Origin of the sequence: Rhizobium sp. 862_C5_N1_2 (assembly GCF_051811205.1) — a bacterium.
In the GTDB taxonomy this organism is placed as follows: Bacteria; Pseudomonadota; Alphaproteobacteria; order Rhizobiales; family Rhizobiaceae; genus Rhizobium; species Rhizobium leguminosarum.
On the sequence record NZ_JBPWPT010000003.1, the window covers coordinates 286,866 to 308,556 of the forward strand.

Sequence of the window (21,691 nt, forward strand, 5' to 3'; positions counted from 1 at the left end):
GACCCCTCCCTCTTTTTCAGTTGATGCGGATGTGGTTCTCGACGGTGGCAACGCCTGGAACAGACCAGGCCGTCCGTTCGGCGACGCCGCGCTCGTGCCAGGCGCGCACGCCGCCTTCGAGAACGACCTTGTCGTCCTGAACCTTCACCGAAATGCCGCCGGCGTCGACTTCGGCACTCCGCTTCAGCGCGTCCTCGATCCGACGGCGGACGTCCGGCACCGATGGGCACGGCCGTATCGTCAGCAGATTGAGGACGCCGACCACGCCGCCGAGCTTCCTGACTGCACGTTCGGCGGCAGCCCTCTGGAACTGCCAGCGCACTTCGCCCGACAACGTCACCCAGCCCCTCTCGACCTTTACATGAACCGGTCCCTCCGGAAGCGCCGTGTTCCAGGCGATGATGTCGATCGCCCGCGATGCAATCTGGTCGTCCGCATGCTGCTTGTGACCTACGCACCGCACCTCGATCTCCACAGCCACCGCCCGGACGCCCTTCACCCGCGCTGCAACGTCTTCCGCTGTCAGCTTTTCGGTATAGGTCGACACGTGACCGGAGAGGATCGCAATGCCATCTTCCACCGAGACGCCGATATGCGCGGCGTCGATGCTGGGTTCGAACGCCAGCTCGTCGAGTATGTCCTGTTGGATTCCTAAGTCCGTCATTTCTACCTCCTGTTGGGGTCCGAAGCCCGTTGGCCTCGCGAGGTATGATGCGCCGTCCAAAATTTCTGGCGTTGCGCTTGGTCAATTGAACCTGGCGACGGCCTGCATTTCCCCAAAATTGCCCGTCAGGCGAGCCGCGAACACGTCTTTGACCTTCGTCAACGTGCGATCGTCCGGGGTGCCTTAAAGTGCCTGACAACACATAGGAGTTGTCATGGCCAATCCGATCCTTCACTTCCACGGCGCCGCGGGGTCGGTGACCGGATCGTGCTTCCTGCTGGAGACGGCCGGGGCGCGCATTCTCGTTGATTGCGGGATGTTTCAAGGATCCAAATCGGAAAAGGAGCTGAACTACAAGCTGCTCCCATTCGATCCAGCAAAAGTCGACGCAGTGCTGCTCACACATGCGCACATCGACCACTCGGGCCTGCTTCCGAAGCTCGCGAAGGCGGGATACGGTGGGCCAATCTTTGCATCGGCAGCAACGATCGACCTTTGCACGATCATGCTGCAGGATTCGGGTCACATCCAGGAGTCGGAGGTCCGGCAGCTTAATCGAAGGAACAGCAGAAGGGCGCGAGAGACGGTGGAGCCCATCTATACCGCCGACGACGCCCGCAGCATGCTGCCGCAGTTCATCGCGGTCGAGTACGGCGAGTGGCGGGAGACCGTTGGCGGCGTAAGGTTCCGTTACTGGAATGCAGGACATCTGATGGGTTCCGCATCGATCGAAGTCGAGACGCCCGGCGCAGACGGGGCGACGAGAATTTTGTTCTCCGGCGACGTCGGCGCGAGCAACAAACTGTTCGAAAATCTCCCTCGGGCGCCTTCCGGGGTCGATTACCTCATCTGCGAAAGCACATACGGAGACCGCGAAAGGGAAGAGTACGCTCTGAAGGATCGACGGGACCGGCTGCGCGAAGTGGTGGCGAGCTCGAACAGCCCCGGCGGGGTTCTTCTGATTCCTTCCTTCGCCGTCGAGAGAACGCAGGAAGTGCTGACCGATCTCGTCGCCCTCATGGACGAAGGACAGGTGCCCCGGTGCCCGATCATGATAGACTCGCCGCTCGCATCGCGTGCGACCGAGGCATTCAAGAAGCATGCGGCCGACCTCGGTCACGGCAAGGCGTTCCTTCGCGCGCTCAACGCGCCGAACGTCCGCTTCACCGAGACGGCCGAGCAGTCGAAGGCGCTCGATCTCGTCCGTGGCTTTCACGTCATCATCGCGGCAAGCGGAATGTGCGAGGCGGGACGGATCCGCCACCGCCTGAAGAACTGGCTCTGGCGGCCGGAGTGCACAGTGCTGTTCGTCGGGTTCCAGGCGGCGGGGACGCTTGGCCGTATCCTGCAGGAGGGCGCGACCGATATCCGCATCCAGGGCGAGGAGATTCACGTCTGCGCCAGGATGGCCACGCTCGACGCCTACAGCGGACACGCGGATGCAAGCGAACTGGATGCGTGGGTTGCCGAGCGGGAACCGATCCGGAACGCAGTCTTCCTTGTCCATGGAGAGGAGAGCGCTCGTGAAGCGATGTCCGCGCGTCTTTCGAAGCAAGTTTCCGCAAAGGTCGTCTGCCCGTCGCTGGACGACGCCTACGAGCTTTCACCGGCGGGTGCACGCCTCATCGAAGACACGACGCCCGCACGTATCAAGCCGGTCGTGCCCGGCAAGCCCGACTGGAACAACGACTATCAGCGGTTCGTTCTGGACCTGTCCGATCGTCTGAAATCCGTCGCCGACGAGAAGGGCCGTGCGGTCGTGCTGCGCAGGCTTCGACGCGCACTGGACCCGGACGATGTTTCGGCGGCCGAAGGGAGGAGAGACGGCAATGTTAATCATGGATCGTGACTGCAAGCGCGGCGGAGAACGCTTCGCGATACCGACCCAGGGTGAGGTGCAAGGCAAGCTTACCGTCCTGGAGGTCGTCGCTATAACCTGCCTGAGGGAGGTTCTCGCTTCGAAGAATGCCTTTGCGGTCGCTGCGTTAAAGAAGAAGGTCTTGCGGGCCATGAAGGAGCAGTGCGCGCCGTTCGGTCTGTCGTCGGAAGACGAGACGTCCGTCCTCGAGTACGCATGCGAGTTCTTCGAAGAGGCAAGCAAGGAGGCAGCCAGGCAGGCTGCAACGAAGGTGGCTGCGAAGTCTGCTGGGACGGCACGCTCCAGGGCTTCGGGCCATGGATAGGGTTGCCGTCACTTTCAACGCCGGGTCCTCCAGCCTCAAGGTCGGCGTCTTCAGGCTGAAGGACGGTCGGGCACTCCGGCTGGGAGGCGGTATTGCCACGCTCGGGGACCAGCCAAGGTTCACCTTCCGATTTTCTGACGGGGACGAGGCTGTCGATCTTCCATCCAGTACAGAGATCGACGCGCGGCTGGTATTGCAGGTCGTCGATTGCATTGTCCGCAGAGGATTCGACCCCGTGGTGGCCGGCCATCGCATCGTCCACGGCGGACAGGTCTTCGATGGCCCCGTTCTTCTGGAGCCAGACGTCGTCCTCAGAATGGAACACCTGACGCATCTCGCGCCGGTGCACCTCCCTCCGGCGCTTGCGATCGTTCGCGCCGTCCGGAGTGCATATCCGGACATACCGCAGACTGCGTCGTTCGATACCGCATTCCATTCGTCGCAGAGCAGTCTTGCCGCGCGGCTCGCCATTCCCAGAGAGCTGCACGACGCCGGGATCCGCAGATACGGCTTCCACGGACTTTCCTATAAGTACGTCTCCGGCGAGCTCAGGAAACACGATCCAGACCTGGCCGCCGGCCGTATCATCTGCGCGCATCTTGGAAGCGGCGCGAGCCTTTGCGGAATGGTCGACGGCGTGAGCATAGACACCAGCATGGGCTTCTCCCCGCTGGGCGGAGTTCCGATGTCGACCCGGCCGGGGTCGCTCGATCCCGGCGCTGTCGTCCACCTTCTGCGCAACAATTTCCACGACGCAGACAGCCTCGAGGATTTCCTCTACCACCGTTGCGGGCTACTCGGCGTCTCCGGGAAAAGCGGTGACGTCCGGGTCCTGCTGGAGGACTTCCATCCGGCGTCCAGGGAAGCCCTCGACCTCTTCTGCTTCAGGATCGCCGGCGAGATAGGAAGGCTTGCCGTCTCTCTACGCGGGGTGGACGCCGTCGTCTTCACCGCCGGCGTCGGCGAGCATCAACCGGAAATACGCAGTGGCGTCGCCCACCATCTGGGCTGGCTGGGTCTCTCGTTGAGCGAGCTCGCGAACAAGATGAACGCGACCGTGATCAGCGCGAGGGAAAGCGAAATCGTCGCCTTCGTCATTCCGGCCGACGAGGAACAGGTGATCGCCGAAGAAGCAATCGAAGTCATCAGCCGCCACAGGCTTTAAGGATCGAACATGTCTGAACATAGCAGCCCACCGCCGACCGAGCGCGAACTCGAACTCATCGACCGCTACTGGCGGGCCGCCAACTATCTGTCCATCGGCCAGATCTACCTCATGGACAATCCGCTTCTGCGTGAGCCGCTTCGGCCGGAACATATCAAGCCCCGCCTTCTCGGACATTGGGGAACGACGCCCGGCCTCAACTTCATCTACGCCCATCTCAACCGCATCATCAAGGCTCGTGGCGGACACGTCCTTTACGTGTGCGGGCCTGGCCACGGGGGGCCGGGAATGGTCGCGAACACCTATCTTGAGGGGACATACAGCGAGGTCTATCCCGACATCTCGCAGGATGCCGATGGCATGCGCAAGCTGTTCAGACAGTTTTCCTTTCCGGGAGGCATACCCAGCCACGTGGCCCCGGAGACCCCCGGTTCGATCCACGAAGGCGGCGAACTCGGATATGCGCTGGTCCACGCCTTCGGCGCCGCGTTCGACAATCCGGACCTCGTTGTAGCCTGCGTGGTCGGCGACGGTGAGGCTGAGACTGGCCCGCTTGCGGCGGCCTGGCATTCGACGAAGTTTCTCAATCCTGCTCGCGACGGCGCTGTGCTGCCGATCCTGCATCTCAACGGCTACAAGATCGCCAATCCGACGATCCTGTCGAGGACAAGCGACGAGGATCTCCGCAGCCTGTTCGTAGGATTTGGCTATGAGCCGATCTTCGTCGAGGGCCACGAGCCGGCGGACATGCATCGGCAGATGGCGGCCGCCTTCGACAGGGCCTTCGACATCATCGAATCCTTGCAGGCGTCGGCGAGGAACGGGTCGCCCGCGGCCGGCGTGCCGCGGTGGCCGATGATCGTGCTTCGCAGCCCCAAGGGGTGGACCGGGCCGAAGGAGGTTGACGGCAAGAAGGTGGAGGGATTCTGGCGCGCCCATCAGGTGCCTGTCGCCAATTGCCGCGGGGATGCCGGCCACCGAAAGATCCTCGAAGACTGGATGCGTAGCTATGATCCCGACGACCTGTTCGAAACGGACGGGCGGCTCAAGGACGAGTTGCGGGCCACGGCGCCGACCGGTGAGAAGCGCATGGGAGCGACGCCCTACGCAAACGGTGGACGGATGCGGCGGGAGCTGCAGTTACCGGACATTCGCGACCACGCGGTTGCGATTGACGTTCGTGGCGCTTCCCAGGTCCAGTCGACAGAGATTTTAGGGCGGTATCTGCGGGACGTCATGCGGCTCAATGCCGAGGCCAAAAACTTCCGGATCTTCGGGCCGGACGAGACCGAGTCGAACCGGCTGGGTGCCGTCTTTGAGCAGACTGACCGCGTCTGGATGCAAGAAATTGAAGACTACGATGTCCATCTCGGCAGAGATGGACGGGTTATGGAGGTTCTCAGCGAGCATCTCTGCCAGGGCTGGCTGGAAGGATATCTTCTGACTGGCCGCCACGGGCTTTTCTCCTGCTACGAAGCCTTTATCCACATCATCGACTCGATGTTCAACCAGCACGCCAAGTGGCTCAAGGTGTCTCGGGGACTGGAATGGCGCGAGCCGGTGTCGTCGCTGAACTACCTCCTGACGTCGCATGTCTGGCGACAGGACCACAACGGTTTCTCGCATCAGGACCCCGGCTTCGTCGACCTAGTCGCCAACAAGAAGGCAGACGTAGTCCGCATCTATCTGCCGCCAGACGCCAATACGCTCCTGTGGGTCGGCGATCACTGCCTGAAGACTTACGACCGCGTTAACGTGATCGTTGCCGGCAAGCAGCCGGAGTCCCAGTACCTCACGATCGACGAGGCGGTGAAGCATTGCGAGGAGGGCATTGGCGTCTGGGACTGGGCTAGCTTCGAGTACGATACGATCGCGCCCGACGTCGTGATGGCATGTGCGGGCGACGTGCCGACCATGGAGACGCTCGCGGCCGTCATGCTGCTGCACGAGGCGATACCAGATCTCAAGATCAGGACGGTCAACGTCGTCGATCTGCTCGCGCTGCAGGATCCCAAGGAGCATCCCCATGGCCTCGACGATGCACGGTTCGATGGTATCTTTACGAAGGACAGGCCGGTCATCTTCGCCTACCACGGCTATCCCTATCTCATCCACCGGTTGACGTACCGGCGAACCAATCACGGCAACATCCACGTGCGCGGGTTCGTGGAGGAGGGAACGACAACGACGCCGTTCGATATGACCGTATTGAACGAGCTGGACAGGTATCATCTCGCTCTCGAGGCGATCGCGCGAGTGCCCGATCTCGCCGAAAAGGTGCCAGATGTGATGGCAGACCTGCATGCAAAGCTCGACGAACACCGGGCGTTCGTGCGGGAGCGGGGAGAAGACATGCCGGAAATCCAGAATTGGCGCTGGGCACGCTCCTCCTCGCGCGACTGATGACCGGAATTAGCTAGCAACTGCCACCAGCTATACTCCCACAGCCACGTCAGCACGTAGGAGAGAGGTTTCGAGTGCGAGGTGGCAACCTCGCCGTCGATGTGCCGCGCGAGGACGAAACCGAACCATAACGTCTTGATCCTGCAAAAGGTTGCAATGCCGGCGAGCCTGATGCCGCACTTCGTCGGCAGGCTCCGGAGACGACGACGCGCGAAGACGGCCTCCCGCGGCTTCGTGTCAGGCTTGATCCACGTCAATGCGCTCAACGTGTGTTGGCTCCGTAATTGTTTAATCAACAAGGAGACAGCGCGATGCTTGCTAGAGACATCATGACGACCCCCGTGACGACGCTCGACGAGGGACACAACGTCAGGGAAGCCGTCGAGATCGTCAACGCCAGCAAGATCGGCGCGGTGCCCGTCGTCGATGGCGAAGGGCGGCTCACGGGCATCGTTACCGAGGGGGACCTGCTGCGCCGGGTGGCGTCTTCTTGGGCGAGACGGGCGGTACCGCATACGCGCGACCGCGAAGATGCACTGGCGGACTATGTGAAGGCCCGAAGCTGGCGCGTCAAGGACGTGATGTCGACGCCTGTCGTCAGCGCCGCCCCGACCGCCACCGCGAGCCAGCTCGCAGAACTCCTGCAGGCCCACGACATCAAACACCTGCCCGTCGTCGAGAACGGCAGCCTCGCCGGAATAATCAGCCGTCGCGACTTGATGCGGGCGTTTCTCGATGTTCCACGGCAGTGCACCGCTTCCGGCGACGAGGCCCTAGGGACCGCCGTTCGTAGCCGCCTGGAAGCCGAGCTCGAAATTACGCCCCCCATGGTCAATGCCACCGTCTCCAACGGGGTAGTCACCCTGAGGGGGGAGGTCGAGACGGAGCTGGAACGCTCAGCGGCCAGGGTGGCGGCGGAAAGCGTCCGCGGCGTCGGCGGCGTGGTGAACAAGATCACCCTGGCTTCCGCATGGTGAGCCCCCTCAAACGATGAAATCGTCCCTGGAGTTTCCGTCATGATTGTCAGGGTCATCGCAGACGCCATCATGTCGAGGCTTCTCCTCGTCATCCTGATCCTCATGGTCGGGACGGTCGTGGGCGTCCTGCTGGTGAAACCATCCGACGACTCTCGAAGCGGGCGCGTCGAGCGCTCTCTTTCTGACCCGTGAGTGCGCAATGAACATTTGGCGCTCCAGGACTGAATTGCTTGGCCGCTTCTCGCAAAGGACCGGAAGTGCGACGGATTCGATGGCCTCCGACCTGTTCGGTTTCATCTGGCTGATGGGAAGGCGTCATCAGGCTTTGATCGCCGGGCTGTCCATGGTTCTGTTTGCTATAGGCGCGGCGCCTCTCGAACTCCAGCGTCGGATCATCAACGAGGCGACCCAGCAAGCTTCGTACGGGTCGCTTCTCTTTCTCGTTTCGCTCTATCTCGCGGTGGCAGTGGTGGAGGGCGCCATTAAATTCACCCTCAATCTCTACAGAAGCTGGGTGGGCGAGAGGGGCACGCTCTGGCTGCGGGCGCGTGTTCTGCATCAGGCCGAGACGCCGCCATCAGAATCCATGCTCGAGGGTGTCGAGCTGTCGATTGTTCTTGCGGAAGCCGAGCCGGTCGGCGGTTTCGTTGGAACCAGCATCTCCGAGCCGCTGCTGCAGGTCGGCATCCTTGTCACCGTCTGCAGCTACCTGATCTATCTCCAGCCGCTGATGATGCTGGCCGTCGCAGCGACCTTTGCCCCGCAGATTGCCTTCGTCCCGATGATGCAGGCCGCGATCAACCGCCGGGTCGAGGCGAAGGTCGCCATCATGCGCGACGTCAGCGAAGGCATGGTGCATGCGATCGAAGGTGGCCAGGGAGAGAATCCTCAAACTTCGCGCATCGGAGCGATCTTCTCCGCCAACATGGGGATCTACCGCTACAAGTACGCCATGAACTTTCTCATGAATCTCATGGCGCAATTGGGCTACGTTGGCATTTTCGTCCTGGGGGGATACTACGTTGTCACCGGCAAGACCGAGATGGGTACCGTGGTCGCATTTGTCTCGGGTCTGGCGAAGATCGTCGACCCTTGGGGGGCGATCGTGGACTGGTATCGTAACCTCGTTGCTTCCTCGAAGGAAGTGTTCCGGCTCCATCGACATCCGCGATGGCGAACACGAAATTCATCATGTGACTACGCGTCGCGTCGCCGCGCATTCCGCCCATCATGCCGGCTCGCCCCATCATCGCACCTGCCGTCATCTCCGATAAACCTCGACTGTAAATTCTGGTCCTCGGCCGGGGCCGTCTCCGCGAAGGCCATAATCATGGTGCCGGCTGAAAAAAAGTGTGGCAACAGTTGCCACGCGTGGCGTCTACAATGAGGCCCAGGGCGATATCAATCGCGTTGCATCCTTCGGTTTTCGAGCTCCGCAAAATTCAAAAAGCGCTGCAAATATGATATGAGATGGCTGCACCCTCGGACGTGTGTGCCTGTCGTCCGAGTGCCGGGAGGGATCTGTTTGGGGTGGCTTTTCAAAACGATCGCCAATCGATCGCATGCGAGCCGCTCGGCCCCGACGAGCGATTCTGTAGATAAGCTATTCCGGGAATCGGAGATTGAGGCGGAATATGCGATTGGATGGGTTCGAATCGCCGTGGGGCTCGCCCTCCTCGCGAGTGGTCTGGTCGTTTGGTCAGGGACAGCCGAACTCACCGATGAATACAGCCTGAGCCAGGTTCGTTTCACGGCTCAGTTCACGGTCGGGACCTTCCTGGCCCTCGGTATCGTATCGTTGCTCTTGGTTATCCGCCGCTGGTTCAGGCCATGGATGGCATTTGTCCTCGTCACCGGTGACGCGGCCATTCTCGGATACAGCCTGTTTCTCGGCCTAGAAGGTCTTGGCCTGGGCGGCAACTGGATCGCTGCAATACCGACCATCTGGCTCGTACCTCTCGGCCTCGCCGTTGGCGCCCTTCGGTATCGGCCACTCGTTCAAGTGTGGGCCACTATTGTTACAATGATCGCCTTGGTTGGCGTCGTCTGCGCGCTCGGTTTTCGCTCGTTCCTGAACGGCTTTGGAATCGCCGAAGTTCCTTCCGACCTAGAGGCAAACATCGGTCGCCTGTTCTCACTGCCGGCTTATCTCATGCGGGCCGTCATGCTGATGCTAATCGGCCTCACAACGGCACTCGCAATGCTGCGTTCTCGGCGCCTTCTCATGCGCGCTGTCAACGAGACAACCCGGCGGGCGAACCTTGCTCGATTCCTTCCAGCCGAGATCGCGCCATTGGCGGGGGAGAGTGATATCTCCACGTGGCGGCAAGGCCGACGCCAACAGGCCGCCATCCTGTTCGTCGATATACGAGGGTTTACTGCTTATGCAGAGGGCGTGGATCCGGCGCGGCTGTCCATCTTTATCTCTTCCTTTCGGCGACGGGTAACGCATGCCGCGGAGGCCTTCGGCGGCGTTGTCGACAAGTTCATTGGAGATGGCGCTCTGCTTGTATTTGGCGTCCCAGATCCCCAGAGTGATGACTGTACCCGCGCTATAGCATGTGCCCAAGAGCTTCTCGAACTCATGGATCAATGGAACGCTAAGCGCGGATTTGATCCACCGATCCGGGTGGGGATTGGCATTCACACGGGTGAAGTGTATTGCGGGCTTGTTGGCGACGACAAACGAATTGAATTCACAGTGCTTGGCGACGTCGTCAATGTGGCTGCTAAGATCGAACAGGCCACCAAGCGGTTTAATACAGCGCTCCTGGCTTCTGAGACCGTGGTGATGCGCTCGGGACAACTTCGCACATGGCGGGAGGTCGGTCGTGAGCCGCTAGCAGGGCGCGGCGAGCACCTTGCGATCTTCGCTTGCTCGGGGACAAAGTTGAGGGACTGAGTGTCCAGGCGATGATGTACATTCAGAAAATTGGTGCTTGGATCCTATATTTTTCTAGGCCCTACGCTCCTTTGAATGGAAGGACCAGAGTTGCCGCGAGCCCAGATCCCACATCCTGATGGCGGACGTGTTGAGTCTTCGATGCACGCCATTCGTTTCAACTCGCAAACCTGTCCTGATTGATTGCAACGATTATCAAGCAACCTTCTCTGCGTTCAGCCGTAGGCGATTTTCTAAGCATTTCATCGTCGGGAACGAGCCTAGCACCGTCATTTGCTACGACAGGGTTGGCTGATGAACTTTAAGCGGCTTCAGCTCAAACGCTCTCGGTCGAACCAGATACCAGGCGCTGCCCGTGGATGATGCGTAGAATATCCTGGCAGAGTGTTTCGGCGGGTTGCGTCGCATCGCCCGTCGAAGGCCGTAGTCAAGTCTTTGACCTCCTTTGCTGAAAAGACATGGCTTGTCGCAAAGGCAGCCGGCTGAACATCCTGCTAATCTTCCAACCAACACCGAGCCGAAAACGCCATCGATATCAGGCCGCTGGTCACCCTTAGACAGCCTTCGCTCGGAAGTCGACCGGATGTTTCAATCTCCATTTACCTCGATGGCTCTGACGGGAGGCGTGCTCCCACTCTTTTCATCTCATGTAATCGAGGTGCGCTTTCATCATAGGCTGTCGATAGGTGTGAACATTGATCGGCGTCAAATCGCGACCATCCGATCGGTGTATTCTAGCAAGCATCCTGGCACCATTTGCTTGCGCAAGACGGAAGCGGCCACGCTCGGTCAGAGCAAAAATCAGGATATCTTGAAAGGTAGATGCCCTATGAAGCCTCAATTTCACCTGCCGTTGACGACCTATCCGTTGAGCAGACTGCATTCGGAACATCACCTGGTCTCCCGCATCGGCTGGCTACGGGCTGCCGTCCTCGGCGCAAACGATGGAATCGTCTCGACGGCGAGCTTGATCATGGGCGTCGCTACCGCGTCCGCCGGACCCTCGCAGATCCTGGTAGCAGGCGTCGCTGGTCTGGTCGCGGGCGCGATGTCCATGGCGGCCGGCGAATACGTGTCGGTAAGCTCCCAAGCGGACACCGAGGAAACCGATCTCGCGCGAGAACGGATCGAGTTGGAGACGCAACCCGAAGCTGAGCACGAGGAGCTGACGGAGATCTACGTCAAACGCGGTCTCACCGCCGAGCTGGCCAGGCAAGTCGCGATCCAACTGACCGCAAATGATGCTCTCGACGCGCACTCGCGCGACGAACTCGGTATCGTCGAACACATGGCGGCCCGGCCGGTTGAGGCAGCTTTGACGTCGGCCCTCACGTTTGCGGTGGGAGCCGCATTGCCCCTGCTCATGGTCGTACTTTCGCCCGCCTCGTTGCTGATCTATACCGTTGCAACCGCGTCCTTGGCCTTCCTCGCGCTGCTGGGCGCTATCGGCGCGAAAGCGGGCGGCGCCAACGTCTGGAGGGCCACCACTCGCGTCACTTTCTGGGGCGCTTTCGCTATGGCATTGACGGCGGGGATCGGTGCTTTGGTTGGCACCGCAGTTTGACGAGTAACTTTCTCCCCTTCCTGCACACCCTGCTTGAGGACGCGGTGAGTTCTAGGATGTTGCGGTTCCGGTCGCAACGAAAGAGGAGCGGACGCAATTTCGACTCCTCAAGGCTCGGGGGCCGGAACTCATAATCGTCAGATCTCGGCCACCACCTCGGCGAGCATCGATCGGACCTTGCTTGCTAGACTGTTCAGCACTTCGTTGTCGATCGCCTGCATGGAGGCAACCGGATCGATTGCGCTCACCATGACATCGCCGCCATCGACCCCGCGCAGGATGACATTGCACGGGAGCATGGCCCCCACCTTCGGTTCCAGTCTCATTGCCTCGAACGCCATGCGCGGATTGCAGGCTCCGAGGATGAGGTAGTCGTCGATGTCGGCGTCGATCTTCTTTTTCATGGTTGCCTTGACATCGATCTCCGTCAAAACTCCGAAACCGTGCTTGGAGAGAGCGGATTTCGTCCTGCCGACCGCATCGTCGAAACTGGTCGCCCAGAGGGTTCTATCCAGCGTATAGGTCATGAGATGTCTCCTTTGGGCTCCCATGCAACGGCCGGCAATGCCAGCGTCCAATCACATGTCTTGCATGAACGCCTGCATTTCTTCAGGTGTGACTTTGCCGTCATTGTTCGCGTCGACCGCGTTGAAGACGCGTTTGTGGATTGCGGTCAACTCTTCGAAAGAAATTGCACCGTCCCCATCGCTATCGGCGATGGCAAACATAATCTTCACCATATGACCGCGCATTGGCCCCATCATGCGCATTCCTGGGTACATGCCAGATGGCATCATGTTGCGGCCCATCATGCCTGGCATCATTTCCGATCCGTCGGCATCGGGTTTAGCCTCAGACTGGGCGGGGTCTGGACTTTTCGTCTGGGCGGAGGCGCTGCCCATGGCGCCGACGGCACCGAGCAAGGCCAGCATAGTGATCGTTGGCAGTCTGAAAATGGACATCCTGACTCTCCTCTTTGAGTATTGTCCTCCACGAGTTGGAGCGCCCTTTGAGGATACGATGCACACCGGTTTCAAACATTGCGCTGGATCAACCACTTGTATGGTTCGAGTCGTCGAGGACGGACCGATCGCGTTCGCGCCGTGCCATGACCGCGACGCCAGCCACCTGCCTCACCGAGGAACGATCGCGGCTGAAGCGACACGGAGGATCGAGCCGGCTAAGGCGAGAACAGGGTGATTTCAGAGTGCGATCGTGCCTGGCTTGATCGATATCAACGTCCACGCCGTTCGAACCGGGTATCCTGACGCCATCAGCCAGCGCCCGATCGTGGTCGGGCCTCGTGATGATGCCCCGCTCGCAGTCCGAAACCTTCAGGAGATCGAGGATGGCTCCCCAGAAGCAGATAGTACGAACCTGGTCGGAACCCGTTTTCGTCCAGGTGGGCATGAGCGTCCCTCAGACTATCGGCGGAGCGAGCGAGGCGCTCGATTTTCTCGCCAACCGATGGAAAGGCTCGCGAAGAAAACACGCATTCGCGAGAGAGATCTGCGCCGCGGCCGTAAGCGGCATGTCTCGCAGGAGACCGCGCGCCAGGCTTTCATTCAGGCCGCTGACGAAGCCAAGATGTCCACCTGCGCGCCCCGTGGTCGTTCGTAGACGCCAGGACGAGATCAGCTCGGTCAAGTGAGCAACAAGTCCTTAACCCAGGTGCCTTCCATGGCTTCAGGTCCTACCCGGCCGCGACGCCGATCCAGGTCAATCGGCTCGCTTCCTGCCGGTTACCATCGCTCGGACAAGGTTTTCCCTGTGCTCGATGCTTGCCAGGAGGACGCCTGCGACGTGAAGACCGACGAGGCCAAGCGTCACATCGACCAGCAGTTCATGCGTCCTTTCCACCCATTCCACTCCCCAGTAGGTGTCCGTCGTCATCATGTACCCGGTTGCGGCAATGCCCGAGATCGCGACGAGCAGCGCGAACACCATCGCGCCTCCGGCCGGATTGTGGCCGATGTAGCGCTTGGCGCGCATGGCCAGGCTGTCACGCACGAAGCCGAGGGTCGTGACCGGATCGTAGATGAAATTGGAAAAGCGCGCGTGGTGACTGCCGACGAAGCCCCAGATGATTCGCAAGAGCAGGAGGCCGACAATGGCGTAGCCCGACAGAATATGCGCCTGCTTCCACTCGTCACCGGTCAGATAGGAAAAGGCGAACAGACCCACCAGACCCCAGTGGAACATCCGCACCACCGGGTCCCAGACCCTGATCTTTGGCGGCGAGCAAGCGCCCGCCGCATCCATGTCCATCCTGCCCATGGTCATTCGCTTTCGTTGCCGACCGCTGCGCCGGTCTCCGGGTTGAACAGCGTTTCGACCTTTTTGCCCTTCGCATCGACGGCGTAGACCTCGTAGCAACTGCCCTCCATTTTGACCCGGCGCACGTCGAGGCCCGCGGCTTTGGCCTTTTCCTTGATGCCGTCCTCGCTCAGCCACTTGTCCTTGGGAGCCTGGGTGCAATTCTGACCCTCTTCGGCGCGGGCAACGCCGATCGACGCGGTGGCGAGCAGGAGGGTTGCGAACATGATCTTCTTCATTGGTTTTTCTCCATCATCCCAGGAGCGGTTTTGCTCGTCTGGTCGGCTTCGAACCTATGGGGCGCGACCTGACGGCGACCTGATCGCGATTGTCAGGTTATTGTCACCTTCGATAGGATATTCTCCGACGATGTACCCGCCCCGCACGCTCGCGTTCGTCTGCTTTGTCCTTCTGTGGTCGTCGCTTCCGGTATGGAGCGCACATGCCGACGATTTGCCTGCTCGTTCCCGCGAAGCGGATGACCTGCCGTCGCACGACGACCTGCCTAAACGGGTCCACGAAGGGAAGATTCTGCCTCTTGCCGTACTGAAGGCGAAAGTCCTCGCCAAGCTGCCCGGCGAATTGATCGATGTCAGTGTCGATCGGCATGACGATCGCATAATCTACGAGTTCCGGATTCTGAGGGGCGGCGGTCAGGTCACCGAGGTGGAAGTGGACGCCGCGTCAGGCAGGATCGCCGAAATCGAGAACGAATGATGCGCCTGTTGCTTGCCGAAGACGACCCGCTCATCGCCCGTGACGTGACCGCCCAGCTCACCAAGGCCGGTTTCAACGTCGTCCACGAATCCGATGGGGAAGCCACCCTGTTCGCTGGCGAGCATGACGACTTCGCCGCCGTCGTCCTTGATCTGGGGCTGCCGAAGATCGACGGCCTAACGATCCTCAAAAAGTGGCGGTCGAACGGTCGTGACATGCCGGTCATCATCTTGACGGCGCGCGGCAACTGGGAGGAGCGCGTCGAGGGCATCAATGCTGGCGCCGACGACTACCTTGGCAAGCCATTCCGCATTGCGGAGCTTCTCGCCAGGCTGCACGCAGTCCTGCGCAGGTACTCCGGGCACGCCAGCGCGGTCCTATCGTCAGGTCCCGTTTCTATCGACCCCCGCCGACGCGCGGTCATGGTCGACGGGATGCCTGTCGACGTCACGCCAATGGAGTATAAATGCCTGTCGGTGCTGATGCAGAATCGAGGTCGCGCGATCTCCCAGCTCGAGCTTACCGAGCAGCTTTACACTCAGGACTTTGAACGGGAGAGCAATTCGGTGGAGGTCCTGATCGGACGGCTGAGAAAGAAGCTTGGAAGGGACGCGATCGTCACGCGTCGAGGCTTCGGATACCAGATAGCATCGGGCGAGGGGACATGAGGTCGCTTCACGGCCGTTTCATCATCACGTCGTTGATAGCTGTGTCGATATGCCTTGCTGCTGCATCCGTCGCTCTCGTCCAGATCTTTGCGGACAGCTACAGCAAGCGCGTGCAGAACGAGCTGACCGGACACATAAACCGTCTGGCGGCTGTGATCCGCTTCTTGCCCGGAGGCAGGCTGCAGGTGCCCGAGAACCCTCCGGACAATCGTTTCCTGATACCCTATGGGGGGCTCTACTGGCAGATCGACGATCCTGTGGGGAAGGCGGAGGTTCGATCTTCCTCGCTCTTCGACTATGTCCTGCCTCTGCCGGAGGAGTCGCATCCTGTCGGTATCATGCACCAATATCGTCTCTCCGGGCCGGAGGGGAAAGATGTCCTTGTTCAGGAACGCGTTCTGTCGTTGGCCGCGCCTGAGGGCAGGAGGCCCATTCGCATCGCGGTGGCGGTGAATGCCGACGAGGTCGACAGCGCCCGCCTTGGATTTGCTCTCGACATTCTGCCCTATGTCGCCGTTCTTGCCGCGCTACTCGTGTTGATGTCGATCGGGCAGCTTTGGATCGGATTGAGACCTCTCGACCGCATCGGTCGTGATCTTGAAGCCGTCCGCGACCGGAGGGCCAGCCGACTGGCTGGGGCCTACCCGCGCGAGGTCCAACCGCTCGTCAACCAACTGAACAAGCTGCTGCAAAGCCAGGCCGCGGCGATGGAGAAGGCCAGGAGTAGGGCCAGTGATCTCGCCCACGGGCTGAAGACGCCTTTGACCGTTCTCACAAACAACGCGTACTCACTCCGGGAGAAGGGCGAGGTTGAGATTGCCGATGAACTCGACCATCTTGCCGAGACTATGCTTTCGCACGTCGAGCACGAGCTCGCCCGAGCCCGTATCACCCCGAGCCCTGATCAGCGAAGTGGCGATGCCGACGTCGAGAAGATCATCAGCGAGACCGTTCGAATGCTCCGACACACTGAGGCAGGCGAACGCCTCGCATGGGAAACAGACGTGGCCGAGGACTTCAGCGTTCCCGTCGATCCGCACGACTTCCGCGAACTTGCGGGCAACTTGCTTGAGAACGCCTGCAAGTGGGCCAGGAGCAGGATCCATGTCACCGCGATTCGACAAAATGGGCAGAGCCGCCTCACGGTCGAGGACGACGGCCCAGGCGTCTTGCCAGAGAGATTGCCCGATCTTCCGCGTCGGGGTGTCCGTCTCGATCGTCTGAAAACCGGCTCTGGTCTAGGTCTTGCCATCGTGTCGGAGATTGCAGCGGTGTACGATCTGACGCTCACGTTGGAAAACCGTGTCGAAGGTGGCTTCCGTGCGGAAGTCGTCTTCCCTGACGTCATCGCCTCCCGAACGCTCCATCCCAGAGTAGCGACGACGACATAACATCTTCCGAGGGGATCGACGCCATATGTCCGCGTTTGACGACGCGCGGGTAGAAGGATGAGACCATCCTGTGATGCCGGGCCGTCGTGCATCTGCGATTCGAAGGCAGGTTCAGACCTAACGCGAAAAAAATGCAGGACCAAGGGCTGTGGGTGCAAACCTTCGCGGGCTTACCACTTACCAACAACCTGGTTCTGCCATAGCAGGCACAATCGAAGACGATGCATCCGACGAGACTTGAGCACTCGACCTCAACCTTCGGACGGCGGCCCGTTCCCGGATTCGCGCTGCCCGCAATTGCGGCGCCGTGTTCGTTAATCCGGCTCCTCCCTGCGAGCGATTGCTCACGTGGGACATCGATTCAGGTACTTTAAGGCCCTTTCCGGGGTGCAAAAGGACATTGTGGAGGAGCGGGGTCAATTACCAATAAAGGCGACTTGACGTCTTTCGCTCTTTGAGAAATGCTAAGATGTCAGACCAATTCCAAGGTCGGCTGACTGAGAAGAAAAATAGGGAACCATGAAGCCAAATAGCAGCGACAGGCCGGTGATCCGGCCGCTTCCGGCCATGGACCGCGCGCGTCAGGTGACTGATGCGCTGGCGGATTATGTCGAGGAAGCCAGGTTGAGGGCGGGTGACCGGCTGCCGGCCGAGCGCGAGCTGATGGCAGCCCTTGCCGTTGGCCGCTCGACCATTCGCGAAGCGATCCGCCACTTCCAGGCGCTCGGCGTCATCGAGACGCGCAAGGGCAGCGGCACCTATCTGCTGAAGCCGGTTTCCAGGGCGACGATCCACATGCCGCTGTCGTTCGACACGGTTCATCTGCGCGACGTGCTGCTGCAGACGCTGGAGGTTCGCCGCGGCATCGAATGCGAGGCGGGCATGGTTGCGGCGCGTCGGCGCACGAACACGGATCTCGTCGTTATCGAGGAAAAGTTGAACGAGATGGAGCGGGTGCATATCGAGAAAGGCACCTCCGGGCCGGAGGATCTGGCCTTTCATCTCGCTGTCTACGATGCCACCCACAATCCGCTGTTTCGCCAGCTTCTCGAGCAGATGCGCGAGACCTTCGAGCGCTTTTGGGAACATCCCTTCGACCGGCAGGATTTCGCGCGCCGGTCCTTCCCCTTTCACCGTACGCTTTTCGACGCGATCGCTGCCGGGGATCCCGAGGCGGCGCGCGCCGAAACATTGAAAATTCTCGATATCGTCGAGGAAGACATCAAGGAAATGTCCAAATGAGTAACGGCGCAGAACCGTTCGATCTTGCTTCCCTCATCACGGCTCACGACGAAGGCAACTTCGCAGACGCCGTCGTGCCGCCGATTTTCCAGACCTCGCTTTTCACCTTTTCCGATTACGACGACATGATTGCCTCTTATCGCGGCGAGAAGGTGAGGCCGATCTATACGCGCGGCCTGAACCCGACAGTGCGTGCCTTCGAAGAAATGCTCGCCAAGCTCGAAGGTGCCGAGGATGCGCTGGGTTTTGCGAGCGGCATGGCGGCGATCTCGTCGGCGGTGCTGAGCTTCGTCGAGCCGGGCGATCGCATCGTTGCCGTCAAACATGTCTATCCCGATGCCTTTCGCCTGTTCGGCACCATCCTGAAACGGATGAAGATCGAGGTGACCTATGTCGACGGGCGCGACGAGGAGGCGGTCGCCAAGGCGCTGCCCGGCGCCAAGGTCTTCTACATGGAGAGCCCGACGAGCTGGGTGATGGAAGCGCATGATGTCGGCGCGCTCACAGCACTCGCCAGACAACACGGCGTCGTCTCGATGATCGACAACAGCTGGGCAAGCCCGTTCTTCCAGCGGCCGCTGACGCTCGGCGTCGACCTCGTCATTCATTCGGCCTCGAAATATCTCGGTGGCCACAGCGATGTGGTGGCGGGCGTCATCGCCGGCTCGAAGGCGATGATTGCACGCGTCAAGGCCGAGGCCTATCCTTATCTCGGCGGCAAGCTTTCGCCGTTCGACGCCTGGCTCCTGATCCGCGGCCTGCGCACGCTGCCGCTGCGCATGCGGGCCCACGAGGCATCCGCTCTCGAAATCGCCAGGCGCCTGCAGAAGCTCGACGTGGTGGAGACGGTCTGCCATCCGGGGCTCGCCAACCGTCTGCCCGCCGGGCTCAACGGCACCTCGGGCCTGTTTTCGTTCATCTTCCGCGAGGGCGTCGATATCCGCGCCTTCGCCGATCACCTCAAGCTCTTCAAACTGGGCGTAAGCTGGGGTGGACATGAAAGCCTGATCGTACCGGGCGAGGTGGTGCTTCAGCAGAAGGCACAGCCAAATTCCGCACATGCCTTCGGCATCCATGCGCGATCCGTACGTCTCCATGTCGGCCTCGAAGGAACCGAGGCTCTGTGGAGAGACATCGAGGAGGCGCTCGCCGCCGCCTCACAATCCTGAAACCCGAGAGAAACCTAATAAGGGGGAACTGAGCCATGAAAAAACTAATAATCTCGACGCTCTTTGCTTCGATGATGGCGGGCACGGCCTTTGCCGATACCACGCTCAAACTTGTCGAAGTCATCACCAGCCCGGAGCGCACCGAAACGCTGAAATCGATCGTCGGCAAGTTCGAAGCCGCCAATCCCGGCACCAAGGTCGACATCATCTCGCTGCCCTGGAACGAAGCGTTCCAGAAATTCGCGACCATGGTGTCCGCCGGCGACGTGCCCGATGTGATGGAAATGCCCGATACCTGGCTGTCGCTCTATGCCAATAACGGCATGCTCGAGAGCTTGGAGCCCTACCTTGAAAAGTGGGAACACACCAAGGAGCTGACGCCGCGCGCGCTCGAACTCGGCCGCGACGTCAAGAACACCGCCTATATGCTGCCCTACGGCTTCTATCTCAGGGCGATGTTCTACAACAAGAAGCTGCTTTCGGAAGCCGGCGTCGCCGCGCCGCCGAAGACGATGGAAGAGTTCACCGCCGCTTCGGAAAAGGTTTCCAAACTGTCCGGCAAATACGGCTACTGCATGCGCGGCGGACCGGGCGGCCTCAACGGCTGGATGATCTTTGCCGCCTCGATGGCCGGCTCGAACAAGTACTTCAACGACGACGGCACCTCGACGATGAACAGCCCCGGCTGGGCCAAGGGCATCGAATGGATGGTCGATCTCTACAAGAAGGGCTATGCGCCAAAGGATAGCGTCAACTGGGGCTTCAACGAAGTCGTCGCCGGCTTTTATTCCGGCACCTGCGCTTTCCTCGACCAGGATCCGGATGCGCTGATCGCCATCGCCGAACGCATGAACAAGGACGATTTCGGCGTTATGCCGCTGCCGAAGGGCCCCGACGGCAAGTCCTTCCCGACGATCGGCTATGGCGGCTGGTCGATGTTCACCACGAGCGGCAACAAGGATCTCTCCTGGAAGCTGATCGCTACCCTCGAAGGGCCGGAAGGCAATATCGAGTGGAACAAGCGTATCGGCGCCCTGCCGGCCTATACGGCGGCCGAGAAGGATCCCTTCTATGCCGGTGACCAGTTCAAGGGCTGGTTCGAGGAGCTGGCGGACCCGAACACGGTACCAACAGTCATGCCGACCTATCTCGAGGAATTCGCCTTCTTCAAGGATTCGCTGGCGATCAAGACCTCGCAGCAGGCATTGCTCGGCGATATCTCGGCAAAGGATCTGGCCGACCAGTGGGCGGAATATCTCACCAAGGCGCAGCAAAAGTTCCTCGCCAAGAAATAAGCAACGGACTGACGGCGGCGGCCTTTCGAGACGGGGCCGCCGTCGCTTCTTTGATGACACAGACGGCGCATGAACGCCGCGAATGGGAACTGCTGGCCGATGACCATTTCCGCCGATACGCTCGACATGCGCCGCGACCGCAGGCCATGGCTGCGTCGCGTTGCCGATGCTTCTGAGCCCTATCTCTACAGCGCGCCGTCGCTGATCCTGATCATCGCGGTGATGCTGGTGCCGCTGACGGTCGGCATTTCCTACGCCTTCCGCGATATCCAGCTGCTCAATCCGTTTTCCGGCGGCTTCATCGGGCTCGATCATTTCCGCGAGCTTGCCGGCGATGCCGCCTTCTACGGCGCGCTGCGGAACACGCTCTGGTGGACCGGCGCCTCCGTCGTCCTGCAATTCGTCTTCGGGCTCATTCTGGCGCTGCTGCTCGACAAGCCGTTCAAGGGCAGGGCAATCGCGCAGGCGCTGGTTTTCCTGCCTTGGGCCGTGCCGTCCTTTCTCGCCGGCCTCAACTGGGCCTGGCTGTTCAACCCGGTCATCGGGCCGATCCCGCACTGGCTCTTCGCCCTCGGGCTGATGCATGAGCCGGGCAATATCCTTTCTGATCCCAATTATGCGATGTGGGGGCCGATCGTTGCCAATGTCTGGTGGGGCATTCCGTTCTTCGCCATTACGCTGCTTGCCGCCTTACAGGCGATCCCGCGCGATCTCTATGAGGCGGCATCGATCGACGGCGCCGGCTGGTTCCAGCGCTTCCGCTCGATCACGCTGCCGTTTCTGGCGCCAACGATCGCCATCACCGTGCTGCTGCGTACCGTGTGGATTTCCAATTTCGCCGATCTCATCGTCGTCATGACCAATGGCGGGCCGGCTGACCGGACGCAGATCGTCGCCAGCTACATCTTCACGACAGCCTTCAGGCGGCTCGACTTCGGCTATGCCTCGGCGATCGCGCTGGTGCTGCTCGTGCTGCTGCTTGCCTATTCGATGCTGATCATCCTGCTCCGGCAGACGCTGCTGAACAAGGATTGA

Annotated in this window: 22 protein-coding genes; 17 read left to right on the forward strand and 5 right to left on the reverse strand. The window is 60.7% G+C overall.

Translation table 11 applies throughout. The features are described from left to right. Positions 1 to 16 precede the first annotated feature (16 nt). Positions 17 to 664, reverse strand: coding sequence for a BON domain-containing protein (locus ACD590_RS31310; protein WP_018246472.1), 648 nt, complete (start codon positions 662 to 664; stop codon positions 17 to 19). Between the two features lie 214 nt (positions 665 to 878). On the opposite strand from ACD590_RS31310, the gene ACD590_RS31315 reads away from it, so the two are divergent. From ACD590_RS31315 to ACD590_RS31355, 9 genes are all read left to right on the forward strand, one after another. After that, the gene (locus tag ACD590_RS31315) at positions 879 to 2,513 is read left to right on the forward strand and encodes an MBL fold metallo-hydrolase (protein ID WP_130653937.1); all 1,635 of its coding nucleotides are present in this window, start codon (positions 879 to 881) and stop codon (positions 2,511 to 2,513) included. Beyond that, positions 2,494 to 2,847 carry a hypothetical protein gene (locus ACD590_RS31320; RefSeq protein WP_018246474.1) on the forward strand — a complete coding sequence of 118 codons (354 nt, stop codon included), beginning with the start codon at positions 2,494 to 2,496 and terminating at the stop codon, positions 2,845 to 2,847. The genes ACD590_RS31315 and ACD590_RS31320 overlap by 20 nt, the downstream gene beginning before the upstream one ends. After that, positions 2,840 to 4,012, forward strand: coding sequence for an acetate/propionate family kinase (locus tag ACD590_RS31325; protein WP_018246475.1), 1,173 nt, complete (start codon positions 2,840 to 2,842; stop codon positions 4,010 to 4,012). Before ACD590_RS31320 ends, ACD590_RS31325 begins: the two co-directional genes overlap by 8 nt. 9 nt (positions 4,013 to 4,021) lie before the next feature. Continuing rightward, the gene (locus tag ACD590_RS31330) at positions 4,022 to 6,415 is read left to right on the forward strand and encodes a phosphoketolase family protein (RefSeq protein ID WP_018246476.1); all 2,394 of its coding nucleotides are present in this window, start codon (positions 4,022 to 4,024) and stop codon (positions 6,413 to 6,415) included. A gap of 329 nt (positions 6,416 to 6,744) precedes the next feature. Next, positions 6,745 to 7,392, forward strand: a complete 648-nt coding sequence (locus ACD590_RS31335; protein ID WP_439004149.1) for a CBS domain-containing protein — start codon at positions 6,745 to 6,747, stop codon at positions 7,390 to 7,392. A 39-nt stretch (positions 7,393 to 7,431) separates the two neighbouring features. Further along, on the forward strand, positions 7,432 to 7,584 hold the full coding sequence (locus tag ACD590_RS31340; RefSeq protein ID WP_018246478.1) for a hypothetical protein: 153 nt from the start codon (positions 7,432 to 7,434) through the stop codon (positions 7,582 to 7,584). A gap of 7 nt (positions 7,585 to 7,591) precedes the next feature. Then, positions 7,592 to 8,779, forward strand: coding sequence for a hypothetical protein (locus ACD590_RS31345; RefSeq protein ID WP_018246479.1), 1,188 nt, complete (start codon positions 7,592 to 7,594; stop codon positions 8,777 to 8,779). A gap of 138 nt (positions 8,780 to 8,917) precedes the next feature. Further along, the gene (locus tag ACD590_RS31350; protein WP_018246480.1) at positions 8,918 to 10,294 is read left to right on the forward strand and encodes an adenylate/guanylate cyclase domain-containing protein; all 1,377 of its coding nucleotides are present in this window, start codon (positions 8,918 to 8,920) and stop codon (positions 10,292 to 10,294) included. An 868-nt stretch (positions 10,295 to 11,162) separates the two neighbouring features. Then, a complete protein-coding gene (locus ACD590_RS31355; protein WP_439004239.1) occupies positions 11,163 to 11,858 on the forward strand; it encodes a VIT1/CCC1 transporter family protein in 696 nt (231 codons plus the stop codon). 137 nt (positions 11,859 to 11,995) lie between these two features. Here the strand turns inward: ACD590_RS31355 and ACD590_RS31360 are convergent, their stop codons facing one another. Both ACD590_RS31360 and ACD590_RS31365 read right to left on the reverse strand, forming a co-directional pair. After that, positions 11,996 to 12,385: a DUF302 domain-containing protein gene (locus ACD590_RS31360; protein ID WP_050566338.1), complete on the reverse strand. Its 390-nt coding sequence runs from the start codon at positions 12,383 to 12,385 to the stop codon at positions 11,996 to 11,998. Between the two features lie 51 nt (positions 12,386 to 12,436). Beyond that, on the reverse strand, positions 12,437 to 12,895 hold the full coding sequence (locus ACD590_RS31365; protein WP_018246483.1) for an EF-hand domain-containing protein: 459 nt from the start codon (positions 12,893 to 12,895) through the stop codon (positions 12,437 to 12,439). Between the two features lie 371 nt (positions 12,896 to 13,266). Here ACD590_RS31365 and ACD590_RS31370 point away from each other — a divergent pair, with 371 nt between their 5' ends. Then, entirely contained in the window at positions 13,267 to 13,509 is a 243-nt protein-coding gene (locus ACD590_RS31370) for a DUF982 domain-containing protein (RefSeq protein WP_439004240.1), read from the forward strand. A 68-nt stretch (positions 13,510 to 13,577) separates the two neighbouring features. Here ACD590_RS31370 and ACD590_RS31375 read toward each other — a convergent pair whose 3' ends face one another. Both ACD590_RS31375 and ACD590_RS31380 read right to left on the reverse strand, forming a co-directional pair. Next, on the reverse strand, positions 13,578 to 14,141 hold the full coding sequence (locus ACD590_RS31375) for a cytochrome b/b6 domain-containing protein (RefSeq protein WP_018246485.1): 564 nt from the start codon (positions 14,139 to 14,141) through the stop codon (positions 13,578 to 13,580). Continuing rightward, a complete protein-coding gene (locus ACD590_RS31380; RefSeq protein ID WP_018246486.1) occupies positions 14,138 to 14,413 on the reverse strand; it encodes a PepSY domain-containing protein in 276 nt (91 codons plus the stop codon). Before ACD590_RS31380 ends, ACD590_RS31375 begins: the two co-directional genes overlap by 4 nt. On the opposite strand from ACD590_RS31380, the gene ACD590_RS31385 reads away from it, so the two are divergent. The 7 genes from ACD590_RS31385 (at position 14,400) to ACD590_RS31415 (ending at position 21,691) form a co-directional block, all read left to right on the forward strand. After that, the gene (locus tag ACD590_RS31385; protein WP_245268293.1) at positions 14,400 to 14,891 is read left to right on the forward strand and encodes a PepSY domain-containing protein; all 492 of its coding nucleotides are present in this window, start codon (positions 14,400 to 14,402) and stop codon (positions 14,889 to 14,891) included. The genes ACD590_RS31380 and ACD590_RS31385 overlap by 14 nt on opposite strands. Continuing rightward, the gene (locus ACD590_RS31390; protein WP_018246488.1) at positions 14,888 to 15,559 is read left to right on the forward strand and encodes a response regulator transcription factor; all 672 of its coding nucleotides are present in this window, start codon (positions 14,888 to 14,890) and stop codon (positions 15,557 to 15,559) included. The genes ACD590_RS31385 and ACD590_RS31390 overlap by 4 nt, the downstream gene beginning before the upstream one ends. Beyond that, positions 15,556 to 16,950 carry a sensor histidine kinase gene (locus ACD590_RS31395; protein ID WP_018246489.1) on the forward strand — a complete coding sequence of 465 codons (1,395 nt, stop codon included), beginning with the start codon at positions 15,556 to 15,558 and terminating at the stop codon, positions 16,948 to 16,950. The genes ACD590_RS31390 and ACD590_RS31395 overlap by 4 nt, the downstream gene beginning before the upstream one ends. 519 nt (positions 16,951 to 17,469) lie before the next feature. Next, positions 17,470 to 18,192: a FadR/GntR family transcriptional regulator gene (locus ACD590_RS31400; RefSeq protein WP_018246490.1), complete on the forward strand. Its 723-nt coding sequence runs from the start codon at positions 17,470 to 17,472 to the stop codon at positions 18,190 to 18,192. After that, on the forward strand, positions 18,189 to 19,361 hold the full coding sequence (locus ACD590_RS31405; RefSeq protein WP_018246491.1) for a PLP-dependent transferase: 1,173 nt from the start codon (positions 18,189 to 18,191) through the stop codon (positions 19,359 to 19,361). Before ACD590_RS31400 ends, ACD590_RS31405 begins: the two co-directional genes overlap by 4 nt. A 35-nt stretch (positions 19,362 to 19,396) precedes the next feature. After that, complete coding sequence (locus tag ACD590_RS31410) at positions 19,397 to 20,656, forward strand: ABC transporter substrate-binding protein (RefSeq protein ID WP_018246492.1); 1,260 nt, start codon at positions 19,397 to 19,399, stop codon at positions 20,654 to 20,656. A gap of 99 nt (positions 20,657 to 20,755) precedes the next feature. Continuing rightward, a complete protein-coding gene (locus ACD590_RS31415; RefSeq protein ID WP_011655107.1) occupies positions 20,756 to 21,691 on the forward strand; it encodes a carbohydrate ABC transporter permease in 936 nt (311 codons plus the stop codon).